Below are 15330 nucleotides of genomic sequence, written 5' to 3' on the forward strand. Positions count from 1 at the left end.
CGCGTTCGCCGGGGATCAAGCCGCCCAGATCTGGTCGGCGAAGTCCAAGCAGCGGTACACGATTGCGGCCGTGCCCACGGAGCTGCCCTGTGCGGTCAGGCAGAGGCCGTTGCTGTTGACATTCCTGTACCGCACCGCGCCATTGCGACCCGGCACAAGCTCGGCACTCCACAGCTGGTCCCTGAGCTCGGTGCAGTTGTAGATGAATGCGGGGTTGCCCTCGATGCCGCCCTGCGCGGTCAGGCAACCCGTTCCGTACGTATTCTTGAAATACTTGTTCTGGATTACGCCCGTGGTGCCCGCCTGGGGCACGGTCCAACTCTGGTCGTCGAAAGCGGCGCACTGGACGAGGGTCGCCGTCGAGCCGTAGGCACCGTTCGACGGAACGGCCAAACACTTCCCCTGACCGACCATCGTCGAGAGAAAGTGAATGCCCGGAGGGTCGATGACGCTATCGGGAGCGCCACCCACCGCCGACGCCGAACCCGTGGGAACGAGCATGCTTCCGACAATTGCCGGAAATGCGAGCAGGCCGAGAATCCTCTTGTTCACAAAATCCCCCTTTTGTGGCAGGGGAGCCACTCCGCTCCCCCAGGAATCAGGCTAGCAAGCCGATCTCCCGAATGGAAGATTGCACGAATCTCGTATCAACCGATTCAGGTTGTATGTTGCGCAATGTAACGCGAGCCCGTCCCGGCACCTGCCACGACAATTGACCCAAACCTCCTTGTACGGTCATCACGAGCATTCCCGCCCGACTCGACCAGATCCTCCAGCTGGTACGCCTGGCCACCGGAGCCCAGGCCGCCCTCGCCCGCGCCGCCGAGCGCGCCGTCCTGGGCGACGCCCGGAGGTGACTGTCCGAACGGCTCCGCGGACATCAAGGCGTTCACTCGTTCGTGGAAGTCCAGCGCGTCGGCCTCCGCGATGCCTGACACTGGCCGATACCGAGGAGGAGCCGCCACCGGAAGCCACGACCCGAGGAGGCCCAGAAGTGACCGACGATTTCACATCCGGAAACGCCCTCATCACGACGCCGGACGGGAAGGTCCTCCTTCACCACCGCGAAGACATCGAGGGCATCGAGTGGCCGAACCATTGGAGCTACCCCGGCGGCATGCGCGAGGGCGAGGAATCTCCGTACGAGACCGCCCGACGGGAGCTGCGGGAGGAAACCGGCCTGGACGTGGAGGGGCTGCTCCCGCTGGACGTGGTGCCGTTCGGCGATCACGACCCCGTCGCGAAACGGCTCTACCACGCGGTCGTTGACGTCGATCCGGCGCGGCTGGTGTGTCGGGAGGGCCAGGAGCTACGCCTCGTGCCGCTCGCCGATGTGCAGGCAATGCACGTCCCCCCGCACGTCAAGGACTACGTCCGGCAGCTGGAAGGCCACCTGCGGGTGGGAAAGCCGCGCGTCTGGGCGGTGATCGACCGCCTTCACGGGCAGCTCTCCACACACTGCGAGGCCACCGGACAGCCCTTCCTGCCGATGCAGGTACTCAAGCTCCAGGAGGAGGCCGGCGAGGTGGCGCAGGCGCTCCTGGGCGTTCTCGGCAGCAACCCGCGCAAGGGGTACAGCCATACCATGGCCGACCTCCAGGCAGAGTTGTGCGACGTCATCGCGGCGGGGATGGTCGCGCTGCGGGCGACGACTCCGGACGCCGCCTCGGTGCTGTCGGACCACCTGGCGGGGTGGAGCGCGGACGGAGGCGAGGAGTGATCCAGGACCCGAGGCACAAGTGGCTCTTCGACGGCTACCCGTGCGCCTTCGGCTGGGCGTGCACCTACACCACCGACCTCGCCGGGCGGCCGATCATGCTCAAGTCGCACCACAAGGGCTGGCAGCTGCTCGCGGGCGGGATGATCGACGCCGATGAACTGCCGTGGGAGGCCGCGATCCGCGAGACGAAGGAGGAGACCGGCCGGATCATCGGCGGCGAACCGCGGCTCCTGGCCGCCCTCTTCCGGCTGCCCACCGGGGAGTTCCCGACCCGCTTCGGCTACATCTTCGACGGCGGAGTGATGACGGACGAGGAGATCGAGGCCATCGTTCTCGATCCGAATGAGCACACCGACTACGCGGTGAAGAGCATCGCGGAGTGGCAGCGGATTGTGCCGGCCTCGCAGCACGACCTGGTGTGCGCGCTGGAGACCGCGCGCCGGACCGGTGTGGCCGCGTACGTCACGGCTCCCGTCGACTGACAGCCTCGACTGAACAGGGCCTCGGGCTCAGCTCGGGGCCCTGCGTGCAGGGGGACGCTCGTCGCCACCAGCGTTGCCGCCTCGGGGGCCGTGAAGGCCTCGCGGTACGCCGCGGAGCGTCCCGGCAGGGCGACGGCCACCGAAGCTCCGGCAAGCAGGTGCGCAGGATGTCGGGGTGGCCCTGGCCGGCCCGCCGCCGTTGCCCGGTCGGGGCCCGTCCTCGCCGCCAACCGGCCTTCGGCGGCGAGGAGTACGGCATGCCGGCCCCAGGGCGGCGGCCTCGGCGCCGTCGGCGCTGTCGGCGGACGTCCGGGCGCGCGGCCGGACCCGTGTCCGCCGTCATCCGGCCGCGTCCGGCAGCTGCGCCGGGCAGGTCCCGCCCGGGGTGGTGAGCAGCTCGTAGTGCCACACCTCGTTGGAGTACACCTGGCACAGCCCGTACCGGGGGCCGTACTGCGCCATCCAGTACGCCGCGTCCGTCGGGCCGACGTCCACCGCCCTGCCCGCCACGTGCGTGGAGGCGTCCGGCGTGTTGACGAACCGTCGGGCCCGCTCCGGGGTCCCGTGCTCGACCACCGCGCGGTCGAGCAGCCCCTGCTGGTAGTCCCGGCTGCGCCAGCCGGAGGTGACGGTGATCTCGATGTGCCTGGCGCGGGCGTCGATGGTGGCCTGCCGCAGGGCCGCCAGCAGCGGGCCGTCGAGCTTGCGAACGGCCGGGGCCTCAGTGTCGAAAGGGCTCAACCTGGTCCCCTCGGGGATCACCCCGTCCTCCACCCCCGGCGACGCGCCGCTGATCATCGCCGTGATCCCGCGCAGGCCGGCCGTCCCCGAGCCGGCCGCCCAGACCCCCGCCGAGGCCAGCGCCGCGACCGCGACGCCGCCCGCGACCAGCCGACCGCGGCGCCGCCGCGGGCCGACCGCCGGCCCTCGCGGGCACTCCGTCCGTTCCGTGAGCTCCGCGTCCATCCAAGCCTCCCGGTGTCGTCGTACGTAGCCGGGAGCCATTCGACGGGAGGCGACGTTGCGGGGGTGTTCGCGCGGGCGGATACGTTTTCGATACGCCCGATGGGGTCGAATAGGGTCCGACGGGCTCCCATGGGGTCCAACGGGGTCCAACGGGGTCCAACGGTGGACGAACGACCGCCGACGGCGGTCGTCGGCGGACACAGACGGGAGAACGATACGTGCGGGTCCTGGTGGTGGAGGACGAGATCTACCTCGCCGAGGCGGTCCAGGCCGGACTGCGACTGGAGGCGATCGCCGCCGACGTGGCGGGCGACGGCGACGCCGCGCTCGAACGGCTCGCCGTCCACGCGTACGACGTCGTCGTCCTCGACCGGGACATCCCCGGCACGCACGGGGACGAGGTCTGCCGCATCATCGTCGAGCGCGGCCTCGGCTGCCGGGTCCTGATGCTCACCGCCGCCGCCCGGCTGGGCGACAAGGTCGACGGCTTCGAGCTCGGTGCCGACGACTACCTGACCAAGCCGTTCGACCTCGCCGAACTCGTCGTCCGGCTGCGCGCCCTGGCACGCCGCCCGGCTCGCTCCGCCCCGCCGGTCCTGCAGCAGGCCGGCCTGCGGCTGGACCCGTTCCGCCGCGAGGTCTACCGCGACGGGCGCTATGTGGCGCTCCCCCGCAAGCAGTTCGCCGTCCTGGAGGTCCTGATGGCCGCCCGGGGCGGTGTCATCAGCTCCGAGGAGCTTCTGGAGCGGGCTTGGGACGAGAACGCCGACCCCTTCACCAACGCCGTCCGGATCACCATCTCCAGCCTGCGCAAACGCCTCGGCCACCCCTGGGTCGTCCACACCGTTCCCGGCGTCGGCTACCGCTTCGGCGAGCCGGCCGCCGAAGCGGAGGGCACCCGGTGAACCCGCCCGCCGGTGTCAGGCCCCGGCCACGGCGCCTGACGGCCCGGATGCGCCTGACCCTCAGCTACACGCTCTTCACGCTGGCGGCCGGAGTGCTGTCGCTGGCCGTGATCTACGTCGCCATGAAGTACGTCCCCAACTACCCGCTGACCTCCTCCAACCCGCGCTACCGCTCGGACGCGCCGTCGCGCCAGGAGATCCTCGACTCACTCCTCCGGGCAGGTGGATTCGCCCTGGCCCTGATGACGGCCGTCGGCCTCACCGGCGGCTGGTTCATCGCCGGGCGCGTCCTGCGGCCGCTCCAGGACCTCACCGGCGCCGCGCGGCGGGCCGCCGACGGGGCGCTGGAGCACCGGGTCGCCCTGAGCGGGCCCCGGGACGAGTTCACCGAGCTCTCCGACGCCTTCGACGACATGCTGGAACGCCTCCAGCGCTCCTTCGAGGCGCAGCAGCGGTTCGCCGCCAACGCCTCCCACGAGCTGCGCACCCCGCTGGCCATCACCCGCACCATGCTCCAGGTCGCCGCCGCCGATCCGGCCGGCCAGGACTGGGGCCGCCTGGTCACCCGCCTCCAGGACACCAACCAACGCGGCATCGAGATCAGCGAGGCCCTGCTCCAACTCGCCGCCCTCGACCGGACCCCGCCCGAACTCGCCCCGACCGACCTGGCCACCGCCACCCGGGAGGCCCTGGCCACCGTCCAGGACGAGGCCCGCACCCACGGCACCACCGTCACGGCCTCGCTCGACCCCGCACCCACCACCGGCAACCCGGTCCTCCTCCGTCAGGCCGCGCTCAACCTCCTCCACAACGCCCTCCGCCACAACCACCCCACCGGCGGCACCGTCACCGTCACCACCGGCCCCCACCGCCACCACCCTGACCGCGTCCGGCTCACCGTCACCAACACCGGCCCCCCGCTCGGCCCCGAGACCGTCGCCACCCTCACCGAGCCCTTCCTCCGCGCCCGTGGCCGCACCGCCACCACCGACCCCACCCGGCGCGGCCACGGTCTCGGCCTCACCATCGTCACCGCCGTCATCTCCGCCCACCACGGCGAACTCCAGCTCTCCCCCGGCCCGGACGGCGGCCTCACCGTGACCCTCGACCTCCCCGGAGGCCGGAGTGTGACACCGCGGGCCCGCGCCCGGTGAGGTGATCCGGCACCGTGTCGCCGGGCCTGCGGGGGCATCGCCTCCGGAAGCCGAGCTCCCGCACCTGCCCGACATCGGCGGCCGGGCATCATGGCACGGGCGGATGCGCCCGCACCCCGCCGACCACCCCCGACTCGGCACTCGGCCCCTGGTCACCGTCCGCCCGGCGGGGGTGCGCCCCTGATCGGCCGGCAGCCCGACGGCCGCCTGCTCCCGCTGCGCCGTCCGTTGCGCCTCGCGCGCGCTCCGCCTGATGCTTCACACCTCGGCCAGGCAAGGTGTGGCCTGCCGCGGCCGAGCCCGCCGCTCCTGCGCCGGGTCCCCGGCCACCGGCGACCGTGAAGCGGCGCCGGCACCCAGCTCACCCCGCAGCTCGGCCACGACCGCCACCAACAGCCGAGTCAGCCCCTGCGCCTCCGCCGCACCGGCCTCGGTCTCGCGCTGCGCCGGCCGCGCGGCCGACCGCCCCGCCGCCGGCTGTAGTCCCCGGGCCGCCGAGGTGGCCTGTTCGTGCGGCCGGGCGGCGGTGGCCGGGGGAGACAGGTGCGGTCAGAAGCCGATGTACCGCCCGGGCGGCCGGGGCCGCCATTGGTGAAGACGTCCACACAGCCCACTCACCACGACTCGGCCGAAAACAGCAGCACCCCTGGTCCACCACGCCACGTGCTCACCGAATGCACCACCAGCGACGCGCCGCCCCTCCCCTCCTGCCGGCTCCACCGGCGGCACCAGCCGGCCCGAGCGGCCCTCCGGAGGCCGCGCGGGTGTCGGCCGCCGCGTCGGCTTCTACGTGCCGCCGACCGAACTCCATCTCCACCAAGGCGATCTGGCGACCCGTCAGGAGCAGATGTAATGTCACAGTTCATGACAATCACCCGCTACGCCCTGGTCGCGAGTCTCGTCGGTGCGCTCGCCGTGCCCTTGCTCCCGGGGGTCGCGACGGCCCAGAGCCGGCCCGCCTGCCGCACCACCCCCGCCCCACAGCCCGACGCCGAGCAGGCCCGCCTGGCGGACCCGAGGACGGCCGCCTTCACCGAACGGGCCGGCCTCGGCGAGTTCGTCACCCGCTTCCCCGCCGCCCTGTGCTCCGCCCGGAACGCCGCCGAGGCCCAGGCCCTGGTGGACACCTGGGGCCGGGCGCTCTGGCGGGCCGCGGTGGACCGCGCGCAGGAGCGGCGCCCCGGCGGCGACCTTCCCGCCCGGGACGACCGCCCGCTCTACTGGACCCGGCTCGCCATGACCGTCCGCCTCGCCCAGTGGCGGCCCGCCTTCCCCGCCGACACCGGCGCCCTCCAGGACCGGTTCGAGGACGCCTCCCGCGGGCTGCTGGACAACGAGTTCAGCGGGACGCCCGGCCTGCGGCGGGTGTTCGTCAGCGGCTTCGATCCCTTCGGCCTCGACGGCGAGCTCCGCCGCGCCAATCCCTCCGGCGCCGCGGCCCTGCGACTGAACGGTCTGCGGATCACCCTGGCCGACGGCACCCGGGCCGAGATCAGGGCCGTCCTGCTCCCCGTCCGCTACGCCGACTTCGACCACGGCATCGTCGAGCGCGCCTTCGGCCCGCGCCTGCCCCCCGGCCCCCGTTCCGCCGACCAGATCACCACCATCAGCCAGGGCTACCCCGGGCTGTTCACCCTGGAGGCCTGGGCCGGCCGTGCCCGCTCCGCCGACCCGTACCCCGACAACACCGGCGCGCTCTCCGGCGGTACCCGGGAGCACCCGGTGACCGCTCCGGGCCTCGGCCCCGGTGCCGAGTTCATCCCGACCACCCTGCCCGCCGCGGCCATGACCGCCGTCCAACAGCCGTACCCCGTGGCGCTCAACACCACCGTCACCGAGATCCCCGCCGGCACGGACGCGCCCGTCGACCGCGAGGACGGGCCCACCCCCGGCTCCCGGGCCGTCGAGGGCGGTGGCGGCGGGTACCTGTCCAACGAGGTTGCCTACCGCTCCAACCGACTGCGCCTCGAACTCGCCCCGCAGCTGCCCGGCGGACACCTCCACACCCCCGTCCTCACCGGCCTCCCCGCGAGCTCCGACCAGCTCACCGGCCCGGACCTGGAGCGGAACGAGGCCGCGATCACCGACGAAGTCCTCGACATCCTCCGCCACGCCACCCCCTGAGGCCCCGCCCCCGTGGCGCGCGGTGGCTCCGTCCCGGCGCGGGTCGCCTCGTCCGAACCTCCCGGAGAGCTCTCAGCCGGGCGTTTCGACGAAGCCGGCCCCGGCGTGGGCGCGGTGGTGGTCGACGGGCAGGACGCGACCGTCTGCCATGGGCGCGGTGGCGCCGGTGCCGAGGTCGGGGGCGTCGGGGGTCGGGCCCGTCAACGGTGCCCCAGGACGTTGACCACACGTCCGCTGGGGTCACGTACGAAGAACCGCCGCACTCCCCATTCCTCGTCCTGCAAGGGGTGGACGATCTCCGCCCCGCTCGCGCGCATGACCGCGTACGCCGCGTCCACGTCGTCCACCTCGACGCTCATGTCGGGGGCGACGGGCGCCGTCCTGTCCTCGGTCATGACACTGATCTGCGCCGCCGGACTGGACGGGGAGGCGAGCGTCATGATCCACCCGTGGTTCATGACCTCCTCGAAGCCCAGCAGCCCGTAGAACTCCCGGCTCTCCCGCGCAGCTCCGGAGAGGATGTTGGGCACGACACGGCGAACGGCCATCGACGACTCCTCACGAGAACGAACCTGTCTGCACCACTCCAGGAGTACTACACCGCGTCCGCCACCGCGCGCGCTTTCGGCACACGGCCGCGCCCGGGACGTCCGGCGCCCGGCCGGAGGGCGGCCGTTCGGGCCGCCGGGATCCCCGCCCGACGGGCTCGTCGCCCCGTCAGGCCGTGGGGCCCTGAAGACCGTCGATGAGGAAGCCGTCGTGCGGGTGTGCGGTCAGCCCTTGGTGATGCGGGTCCAGGTGAACGGGCCGAAGGAGGTGGCGGTGGTCGGGTTGTGGGCGCCCGGGGTCACGGTCAGCTTCAGCCACTCCAGCGGGACGGTGCTGCCGTGGACGACGATGCGGTGGAAGTTCGGCACCTGGTAGCTCGGGTGGCTGTTCCAGGCGTCGTAGGAGCAGACGCCCTCGTCGCCGGTGCAGGCCGAGCCCTGGGTGAGCGGGTTGTCCGAGCGGTAGACGTGCGAGTCGCCCATCAGCAGCAGGACCGGCTTGCCGAAGGCGGCGGTGTGCGAAGCCAGGCCGGCGACGAACGGCTCGTAGTTCGCCACGTGCGAGGCCGGCTTGCCGTCCAGGTCCCACATGTCGGCCTGGGCGGTGACCACCACGCTGGAGACGCCGCCGGTCCGGGCGAGGGCGAAGGCGGTGTCCAGCCAGCGCAGGTCGGCGGCGGTGCGGTGGGCGGCCTCGTCGAGCTGCTCCTGGGAGGCGGTCGGCGCCCCGTACCAGGGGTCCGCGTCGTTGTTGGAGCCGCCGGGCAGGTCGAGCGTCACGAACAGGGTGCCGTTCTTGACCCACAGCACGTTCTCCACGTACGTGGAGTCCTCGGGGTGCTTCCAGTTCGGCAGTTGGGCCTGCGACAGGACGCGCAGGGTGTCGCTGCCGAGGGTGTGGCCGGGCCGGGCGAAGAACGTCCGGCGGACCAGGTCCAGGTTCTGCACGGGGTTGCCGGCGGCGTAGTCGACGGGCCGGCCGGTGGCCGGGTCGAGGACCGGGTCGATCCGGCCCGTGGCGGCGTTGTACGTGCCGCCGCCCTCGGCGGCCTTGTGGCAGTCGGACCACTCGTTGTCGCCGGGCGTGTAGACCAGCGGGTCGGCGAAGGTCTTCCAGAGCGCGGCGATCGACCGGTCGTACGCCTCGGTGCAGTACTGCTTGCCGGAGTGGATGTCGCCCACGTGGATCACGGTGCTGACGTCCGGGTCGGCGTTGACAGAGGCGATGAACGCCGGGGTCGCCTGGAACTCGGAGGTGTCGGTGGGAGAGGTGCCGTACGGGGCGTCGCCGTACACGGCCAGCGTGAACGGCGCGCGGGCACCGTGCGCGGCGCGGCCGTCGTCCGCCGTCGCGGCGGTGGCCGGAACCACGGTCATCGCGAGGGCGAGGCCCGCGGCCGCGTAGAACTTGCTGAACATGCTGTCTCCCGATGGGTCGCCCGATTTCGGGAAGCAGTATCGACCCGGCCGCCACGGTGGCGGGCAACGCCCGGATGAACGGGAGTTCAAGAGCTGACGGGGGCCCGATCGAGTGAGGCGGACGAGGCGGCGGCCCGCAGGTGCACCACGGCGTACTTCCGCGACGCCCCGCCGGCTGCCGTACTGCCGCACGCGGCACTGCCCGAGCGAGCCGTCGGCCAACTGGTCACCACCCCGGTGCAAGCCCGGGCCCGCGGCCAGGTCGACACCGTACTCGGCCTTGGGACCGGCGAGTTCGCGTGTGCAGGTGTCGCGCGTTCACTGCCGGGGCGTGGTGGATGTCGCGCTCTCCGACGTCACCCGGCACGAGGTCGACACCTGGCTCGCCCGCAACCCCGGCACCGGCTACGAGGTCCGCGAGTTCGCGGTCTGGCCCGCCCGCCGCAGCCACGGCCGGCCCCTCCTCGTCCCCCACCGGCCCAAGGCCGCCCCCGAGGGCCTCGACGAGGACTCGCACAGGGGCGTGCTCCAGCAGTGCCTCACCGACACGACTCTGCCCCGGGAAATGACACCGTCGCCGACCGGACGCCCGCTCACCCACTCCCGGGGGGCAGATCCGGCGGTTCCGCCCCGGCTGCCCCGGCCGCCCCTGACCGCGTCGGCCGGATGGTGGATGATCGGGGCGTGCTGGTGCGTACCGAGTTGCTGCCGCTGGGTCCATCGGGGTTGCCGAGGGTCCGGGTCCACACGCCCTTCGGCAGCGCCGTGGTGGCGTGGCGCGGTGACCTGGACAACGCGGTTGGCCGGCACCACATCGAATGGACCGTCGACACGGAGATCCGCTGGGGCCGCAACACGCGGTCGGCCACGCTCGCCGGGCCAGGGGTCCGCGAGGAGGCCGGCCTGGTCATCCTGCGAGGACTGCTCCGGCTCGCCGAAGTCGGCGCCGCCTGCCTTGAGATGGGTGACTCACGGGTGCTGTTCGAGGTCGGCTCACCGCCACCGCCCGACAACGCCTGGGTGGAGATCAGCGTCGACGCGGACAAGGTGGACCTGTACCCCTACCAGCTCTGACCGGTCGAAGTCCGCCGGCACATGGTCGAGATCGCCTGTCACAGGATGCCCGGAGCACCTCGTCGGCCATCGGTCGAGATCGCCTGGCGGGCGGGGCCTCCTCCGGTGTGGGGCCCTACAAGGGAGAGTAGGTCTGGTACGTCCCCCGCAGGGATGAGGCGGCCGCGTTGGCGACGTCGGCCCGGGGCCCCTCGGCGCACTCCCGCAGGAACGTGCTGACCCGCGGGCCTGTCCATCCCGCCGCCGCGGCCGCGGCCCAGAATCGGAGGCCGTCGTTGGGGTCCAGAGGGCCGAGGAGGTCGAGAACGTGGTCGATCGTGCCCGTGTCCAGGGACAGCCGTTGCATGGCGACGGCGCGCAAAGCGCCGTCGGCGAGCATCGGAGTGCCGGAGTCGAGGCACCAGCGCAGGGAATCGGCCGTGTCTTCGGGAGTGTTCAGCCGGACGATGGCGTCACCGAGCGCGACGTACACCATGGTGGCCTCGAAGGGGCGCCGGGCGAGGTCACGGAGGAAGCCGAGAGCGGGTCGGTGATCACATGTCCCGAGAGCCATGACCATCTGGTACTGGGTCTCCCAGGTGCGGGCGTCGCGAACTTCCCGCTGGAGGGCTTCCAGCAGCGCGGGGCCTGCGGCGGGGTCGGCGAGCCGGCGCAGGCGCGATGCGGCGGAACGCCGCTTGGGCGAAAGCCGGTGGCCGAGCTGCGCTACGGCCTCATCCAACGTCAGTGCCATCTCGGTCCCCATCCGGTGCTTTCGTCTCGGACACAACGTAGGTCATCGCACTGACAGGGCGGTTCGCGCGGTCGAGCCTCGCCTGCCCTGGTCGGCCCGCATGCGTCGCCACGTGCCGCCGGACGCCCCGCCACCGATCCGGATCGAGTGACGGCGACTGCCGTCATCACGATCATTTAGCGCGGAGTGGGGAGGCCCGGCTGACCCGTCTCATCGAAGTCCGACTGATGTCACCGACCTTCGACCGGTTCGGTGGGGTCGCGCATCCGGCCCGCTCACACCCTGAAGATCCCTGCTCGCCGCATCTGCAGTTCGGAGCGCACGAGTTCGAGAAGACGCCCCGACCAGTTGCGCCCCTGGCCGGCGTCGTCGCCCCAGAAGGCCGAGTTCATGTCGTCGTAGATCACGGTGGCGTCGCCCGTCGCCAGCAGGGCATCGGCCAGCTCGGGGTGCTGGTCGTACTTGGCGCGCAGCAGGCGCGTCATGACGGCGGTCCGGACGTGCCCCCAGTCCTCGCGGCGGGGTACCCCAGCCGCGAGCGTGCGTGCTGCGGAGGCGGTCTCCGCCGTCGCGATCGTGTGCCGGGTCTCGGGCTCGGCGACCGACAAGGCCCAGTAGGCGTGGGCGACGGAGGGATAGTCGGTGTCTGCGACCGTGATCGGGGCGGGGTAGTCGTGGCGCAGGCCGAGCTTTCCGGGATCGGCCACCGGCTTGTCCGGATACGAGTGGTAGAGCTGGACGGCCGGGGCGTGCGGTGTCGCCGGTCCGTCCGCGGGAACGCGGGTGGCCCGCTCCGCCCTCCATCGGGCCCGCTCCTCAAAGTACGTCAGGGCGCTGTCGTAGTCCTCCTGCGTGACCGTTCCGTCGAACGAGTGGTAGGTCCGGCCACCGGGCCCTGCCACCAGTACCCGCAGTGGCCGGTCCTTGCTGTCCATGTCGCCCAGGGCGTAGCGGCGCTGTGACTCCGGGACGGCCAGGAAGGCGGCGCGGGCCGCGGCCCGGTTCTCCTCGGTCCGGTCGGCGAGGAAGGCGTCGACGACGGCCAGGCAGCGGCCGGTCGAGTCGGGCCGCCCGTTCAGCTGGTCGATGGTGTCGCGGACTTCGGCGACCAGCAGCTCGGGCGTGAGCCAGCTCTCCGGCTCGCTGAACTTCCAGTCCGCCAGCTCGTGGGCGGATGCCTCGCCGCCTTCGGGAAGGCTGGTGGCCACCCAGCCGGTGCGCAGCTTCTCCTCGAACTCCTCGACGGTGACCAGGCCCCAGCAGTCGACGAGCCCGTCGGCGTAGATGAAGAGGTCGGTGAGGAAGTAGTGGCCGCCGTTGCGGATGAAGGCGTGCCGCCAGGTTCCGGGTATGCGGACGCCGTCCGCTGTGCGATGGGTGATCCGGTTGCCGATCATCCTGGGATTGTGCCGCAGCGATCATCGCGCCGACCAGGACTTTCCTCCGGGGCAGCCCGGACCCGGCGGACGACGCCCCCACCGCGCGAACCAGGACAGCGGCGAAGGGCGCGGCCGGACGGCACCGCCACCGGGGCTTCCCGGCCCTGGGTACGCCCTGGGTACCGTCGTGCCGAAGATCCCGCCCAACCCGCCCACCCCGCCGAGCCAGCGGTACCGGCCTCCGGGAACGGAACCCGCAGCCGAAGGCCGGACAGGCCGCCGAGCCGAGGGGCCGCAGAACCGAGGGGCCGACGGGCCCACGGCGGGGAGCGGCCTCGCCAAGAGCGGCGGGCGGGCGGACCGGGGGTCAGCGGGCGGGCGCCCGATCGGCCGGGGACCTGTCAGCGGATTCGGCCGCGCCGGAGCCGGTTCGTGGCCGATGATGTGATCTGTTCGGCGGCCGGGTCACCCGGCCGGACCAGAGGGAGGGGGCCGCGTATGGAGATGACCAGCGGCACCGGTCTGCACGGCCGTCCCTGGCCCGAGCTGACACCCGACCGGCGCCCGGTCCTGGTCGTCCCCGCCTTCCCCGGCCGCCTCATGATCCTCGACGACGGCTGGAGCAACCACGCGACCGACCCGCAGCCCGCCTGGTCCGCCGTCCTCGACGGCCACCGGCTGACCGTCCTGCGGCCCGGCGGCCAGACCTGGTACGACGACGAGATCGCCACCACCCACGAATGGCGGCGCGCCGTCCGCGCCCACGCCACCCTCCTCCTGATCACCGGCCCCTTCACCAGCCCCCACGACCTCCGAACCGCCGCCGCCTCCGGCCGACTGCTCCTCCTCACCGCACCGATCCACCTCGCCCACCACCCCTGACACAGCGGCCCGGCCCGGGTGCGGGGGAACGGTCGCGGGTCCTGGTTCAGGAGTCGCTCCACGTCCTCGATGCCGTCTTCGAGGACGTGGAGCGATCGTCAAGAGTTGTGGATCGGTTCCTTGTCGGCGATCGCTGTCCAGACCAGTTGAGCAAGCGCCTCAGCGGGGAGGCTCCCGTCCACGACCAGGTCGGAGGCGTCGCGCAGGGGTTCGATGTGCTGGTCGTGGGCGGCGCGTCGGTGGTTGAGGTAGTTCCGGAGGAGGACATCGAGGGGGAAGCCGTCCCGTAGGCACTTGCGCTCGATCTTCCGGGCCAGGCGGAGATCGGCGGGCAGGTCGACGAACACATCGAAGCGCGCCCTTGCTGTCTGCGGTGCGACGTGGCGGGCGAACAGTCCGTCGACGATCACGACGGGCGAGTCGGCCAGGGCGGCATCGGTGTCCTGGGCGAGGCCTACGAGGTTCAGTGAGCGGGGGTCGCCGACATCCAGTCGCGGGACCCCGGACTCATCGGGTGCCCACACCCCGTGCTCGGGAGTCTGGAAGTAGTAGTCGTCGCCGTGGAGAACCCGTGCGGGCGTCCGGGGCGTGGTGGCCGCCAGCGCCGCGGCGAGTGTCGTCTTCCCTGCTCCGGCTCCTCCGGTGAGCGTGACCAGCATGCTTCCTCCCAGCCATCGTGTGACGGCCCGAGGATCGCATACCGCGTGGTCGGTCATGCCACGAGGTCCGAGGAGCGTTCGACGAGGACACCGTGGTCGAACCTGGCGCCGGACCGGACCAGTGCGACGAGATGGGCTCCGGTGATCGCGCGCCGGCGGGCCCGGGCGGGCTCCACCAGTTTGCACACCATGGCCAGGGCCGCGGCCGGGCTGCCGGCGCCGCGGGTGACCTTGGTACGGAGCTTGACGGTGGAGAACGTGGACTCCATGGGGTCCGTGGTCCGGAGGCGGACCCAGTGCTCGGCCGGGAAGTCGTGGAACGCCAACAACTCCTCCCGGCCCTCGGTGATCTTCGCGACGGTCTCGGGCCACTTGGCGCCGAAGGTACCCGCGAACGCGTCGACGGCCTTCTCGGCGTAGGCACGGTCCTCGGCGTCATAGATCTCCTGCATCGCCTTCGACGCGCCCGGCTGTGCGGAGTTCGGCAGGCAGTTCGTGACATTCGGGGCCTTGTGGACCCAGCAGCGCTGGTGCCGGGCGGCGGGGAAGACCTCGGCCAGGGCGATCAGCTCCTTGGTGCCGTCCAGGCGGACGCCGAGCAGGACCAGGACGCACGAGTGAGCCTGACCGAGCCGCACCTTCGGGTGCACGCCGTCGGCCCACACGTGGACGAAGTCGCGGTCGGACAGGTCCCGGTCCTGGAAGACAGCGTGGTCGTCGCGCTCCACCTGCTGCGCGACAACGAGGACGCCGACAGCGACGCGGCCCGGGACACGACCGGCCACCTCGTCCTGTCGCTGGTGGACTTCGCCGCCGACACACCCGCCTTCGCCCGGCAACTCGGCCCGACCTGCGCGAGGCGGTGCGACGGCTCCTCGACCGACGTGGCACCACCGCTACCGCGCCGGACCGGGACACCAAGCTCTACCCCAACTACCTCGGCCGCATCGCACCGCAGGACCGGGACCTCGTCCTGCCCTCGCTGATGAACAGCCTGGCCCTCGTCGGCACCCGCGACGACCTCCGCACCCGCATCACGGCCCTGGAACAGGCAGGCGTCGACGAGCTCCTCATCCAACCGGTGATCGACCCGCCCACCGAGATGGCCCAGCTCGCCGAACTCCTCGCCTGAGCACCCGCTCGTGGAGGAACGGCTGCAGCCGGTCCCATGGCCTGACCGCCCCGATGTCCGGGCCGGCCCGCAGAAGCGGGTCCGCGACGCCGTGACGCTGCCCAGCCCGGCCCGGCCCGCTCGGGCGTGTGCTCGAAGAGCCCGCGCGACCGT

General features: G+C 72.2%; 15 protein-coding genes and 1 pseudogene. 8 read left to right on the forward strand and 8 right to left on the reverse strand.

All coding sequences use genetic code 11. From position 1 onward, the window contains the following. Positions 1-15 precede the first annotated feature (15 nt). Entirely contained in the window at positions 16-552 is a 537-nt protein-coding gene (locus ACIQTO_RS35800; RefSeq protein ID WP_402397302.1) for an RICIN domain-containing protein, read from the reverse strand. 442 nt (positions 553-994) lie between these two features. Between ACIQTO_RS35800 and ACIQTO_RS35805 the strand changes: the two genes are divergently transcribed. Then, a complete protein-coding gene (locus ACIQTO_RS35805) occupies positions 995-1720 on the forward strand; it encodes an NUDIX domain-containing protein (protein WP_402397304.1) in 726 nt (241 codons plus the stop codon). Then, a complete protein-coding gene (locus ACIQTO_RS35810) occupies positions 1717-2202 on the forward strand; it encodes an NUDIX domain-containing protein (RefSeq protein ID WP_402397307.1) in 486 nt (161 codons plus the stop codon). The genes ACIQTO_RS35805 and ACIQTO_RS35810 overlap by 4 nt, the downstream gene beginning before the upstream one ends. 339 nt (positions 2203-2541) lie before the next feature. On the opposite strand, the gene ACIQTO_RS35815 is transcribed toward ACIQTO_RS35810, so the two are convergent. Further along, positions 2542-3168, reverse strand: coding sequence for a M15 family metallopeptidase (locus ACIQTO_RS35815; RefSeq protein ID WP_402397310.1), 627 nt, complete (start codon positions 3166-3168; stop codon positions 2542-2544). A 218-nt stretch (positions 3169-3386) separates the two neighbouring features. On the opposite strand from ACIQTO_RS35815, the gene ACIQTO_RS35820 reads away from it, so the two are divergent. The 3 genes from ACIQTO_RS35820 to ACIQTO_RS35830 all read left to right on the forward strand — a co-directional run bounded on the left by ACIQTO_RS35820 (position 3387) and on the right by ACIQTO_RS35830 (position 7351). Further along, on the forward strand, positions 3387-4073 hold the full coding sequence (locus ACIQTO_RS35820) for a response regulator transcription factor (RefSeq protein WP_402397313.1): 687 nt from the start codon (positions 3387-3389) through the stop codon (positions 4071-4073). Between the two features lie 47 nt (positions 4074-4120). After that, positions 4121-5227, forward strand: coding sequence for a sensor histidine kinase (locus ACIQTO_RS35825; protein ID WP_402397314.1), 1107 nt, complete (start codon positions 4121-4123; stop codon positions 5225-5227). Positions 5228-6091: 864 nt separating this feature from the next. After that, on the forward strand, positions 6092-7351 hold the full coding sequence (locus ACIQTO_RS35830) for a pyroglutamyl peptidase (protein WP_402397317.1): 1260 nt from the start codon (positions 6092-6094) through the stop codon (positions 7349-7351). Between the two features lie 200 nt (positions 7352-7551). Here the strand turns inward: ACIQTO_RS35830 and ACIQTO_RS35835 are convergent, their stop codons facing one another. Continuing rightward, on the reverse strand, positions 7552-7899 hold the full coding sequence (locus ACIQTO_RS35835) for a VOC family protein (RefSeq protein ID WP_402397319.1): 348 nt from the start codon (positions 7897-7899) through the stop codon (positions 7552-7554). Positions 7900-8124: 225 nt separating this feature from the next. After that, entirely contained in the window at positions 8125-9318 is a 1194-nt protein-coding gene (locus ACIQTO_RS35840) for a hypothetical protein (protein WP_402397321.1), read from the reverse strand. Positions 9319-10002: 684 nt separating this feature from the next. On the opposite strand from ACIQTO_RS35840, the gene ACIQTO_RS35845 reads away from it, so the two are divergent. Continuing rightward, positions 10003-10392, forward strand: a complete 390-nt coding sequence (locus ACIQTO_RS35845; RefSeq protein ID WP_402397324.1) for a hypothetical protein — start codon at positions 10003-10005, stop codon at positions 10390-10392. 115 nt (positions 10393-10507) lie between these two features. Here the strand turns inward: ACIQTO_RS35845 and ACIQTO_RS35850 are convergent, their stop codons facing one another. Then, the gene (locus ACIQTO_RS35850; protein ID WP_402397326.1) at positions 10508-11125 is read right to left on the reverse strand and encodes a HEAT repeat domain-containing protein; all 618 of its coding nucleotides are present in this window, start codon (positions 11123-11125) and stop codon (positions 10508-10510) included. A 275-nt stretch (positions 11126-11400) separates the two neighbouring features. After that, positions 11401-12522 carry an NADAR family protein gene (locus ACIQTO_RS35855; protein ID WP_402397328.1) on the reverse strand — a complete coding sequence of 374 codons (1122 nt, stop codon included), beginning with the start codon at positions 12520-12522 and terminating at the stop codon, positions 11401-11403. Positions 12523-13002: 480 nt separating this feature from the next. Between ACIQTO_RS35855 and ACIQTO_RS35860 the strand changes: the two genes are divergently transcribed. After that, positions 13003-13386, forward strand: a complete 384-nt coding sequence (locus tag ACIQTO_RS35860; RefSeq protein ID WP_402397330.1) for a hypothetical protein — start codon at positions 13003-13005, stop codon at positions 13384-13386. A 98-nt stretch (positions 13387-13484) separates the two neighbouring features. Here ACIQTO_RS35860 and ACIQTO_RS35865 read toward each other — a convergent pair whose 3' ends face one another. After that, positions 13485-14045: a hypothetical protein gene (locus tag ACIQTO_RS35865; RefSeq protein WP_402397333.1), complete on the reverse strand. Its 561-nt coding sequence runs from the start codon at positions 14043-14045 to the stop codon at positions 13485-13487. A gap of 53 nt (positions 14046-14098) precedes the next feature. Further along, positions 14099-14830: a transposase gene (locus ACIQTO_RS35870; RefSeq protein ID WP_402397336.1), complete on the reverse strand. Its 732-nt coding sequence runs from the start codon at positions 14828-14830 to the stop codon at positions 14099-14101. Here ACIQTO_RS35870 and ACIQTO_RS35875 point away from each other — a divergent pair. Further along, positions 14756-15177: pseudogene (locus ACIQTO_RS35875) on the forward strand (5,10-methylene tetrahydromethanopterin reductase); the annotation flags it as partial. The gene ACIQTO_RS35870 and the pseudogene ACIQTO_RS35875 overlap by 75 nt on opposite strands. Positions 15178-15330 lie beyond the last annotated feature (153 nt).

The sequence above is a fragment of the Kitasatospora sp. NPDC091207 genome, from assembly GCF_044768625.1.
In the GTDB taxonomy this organism is placed as follows: Bacteria; Actinomycetota; Actinomycetes; order Streptomycetales; family Streptomycetaceae; genus Kitasatospora.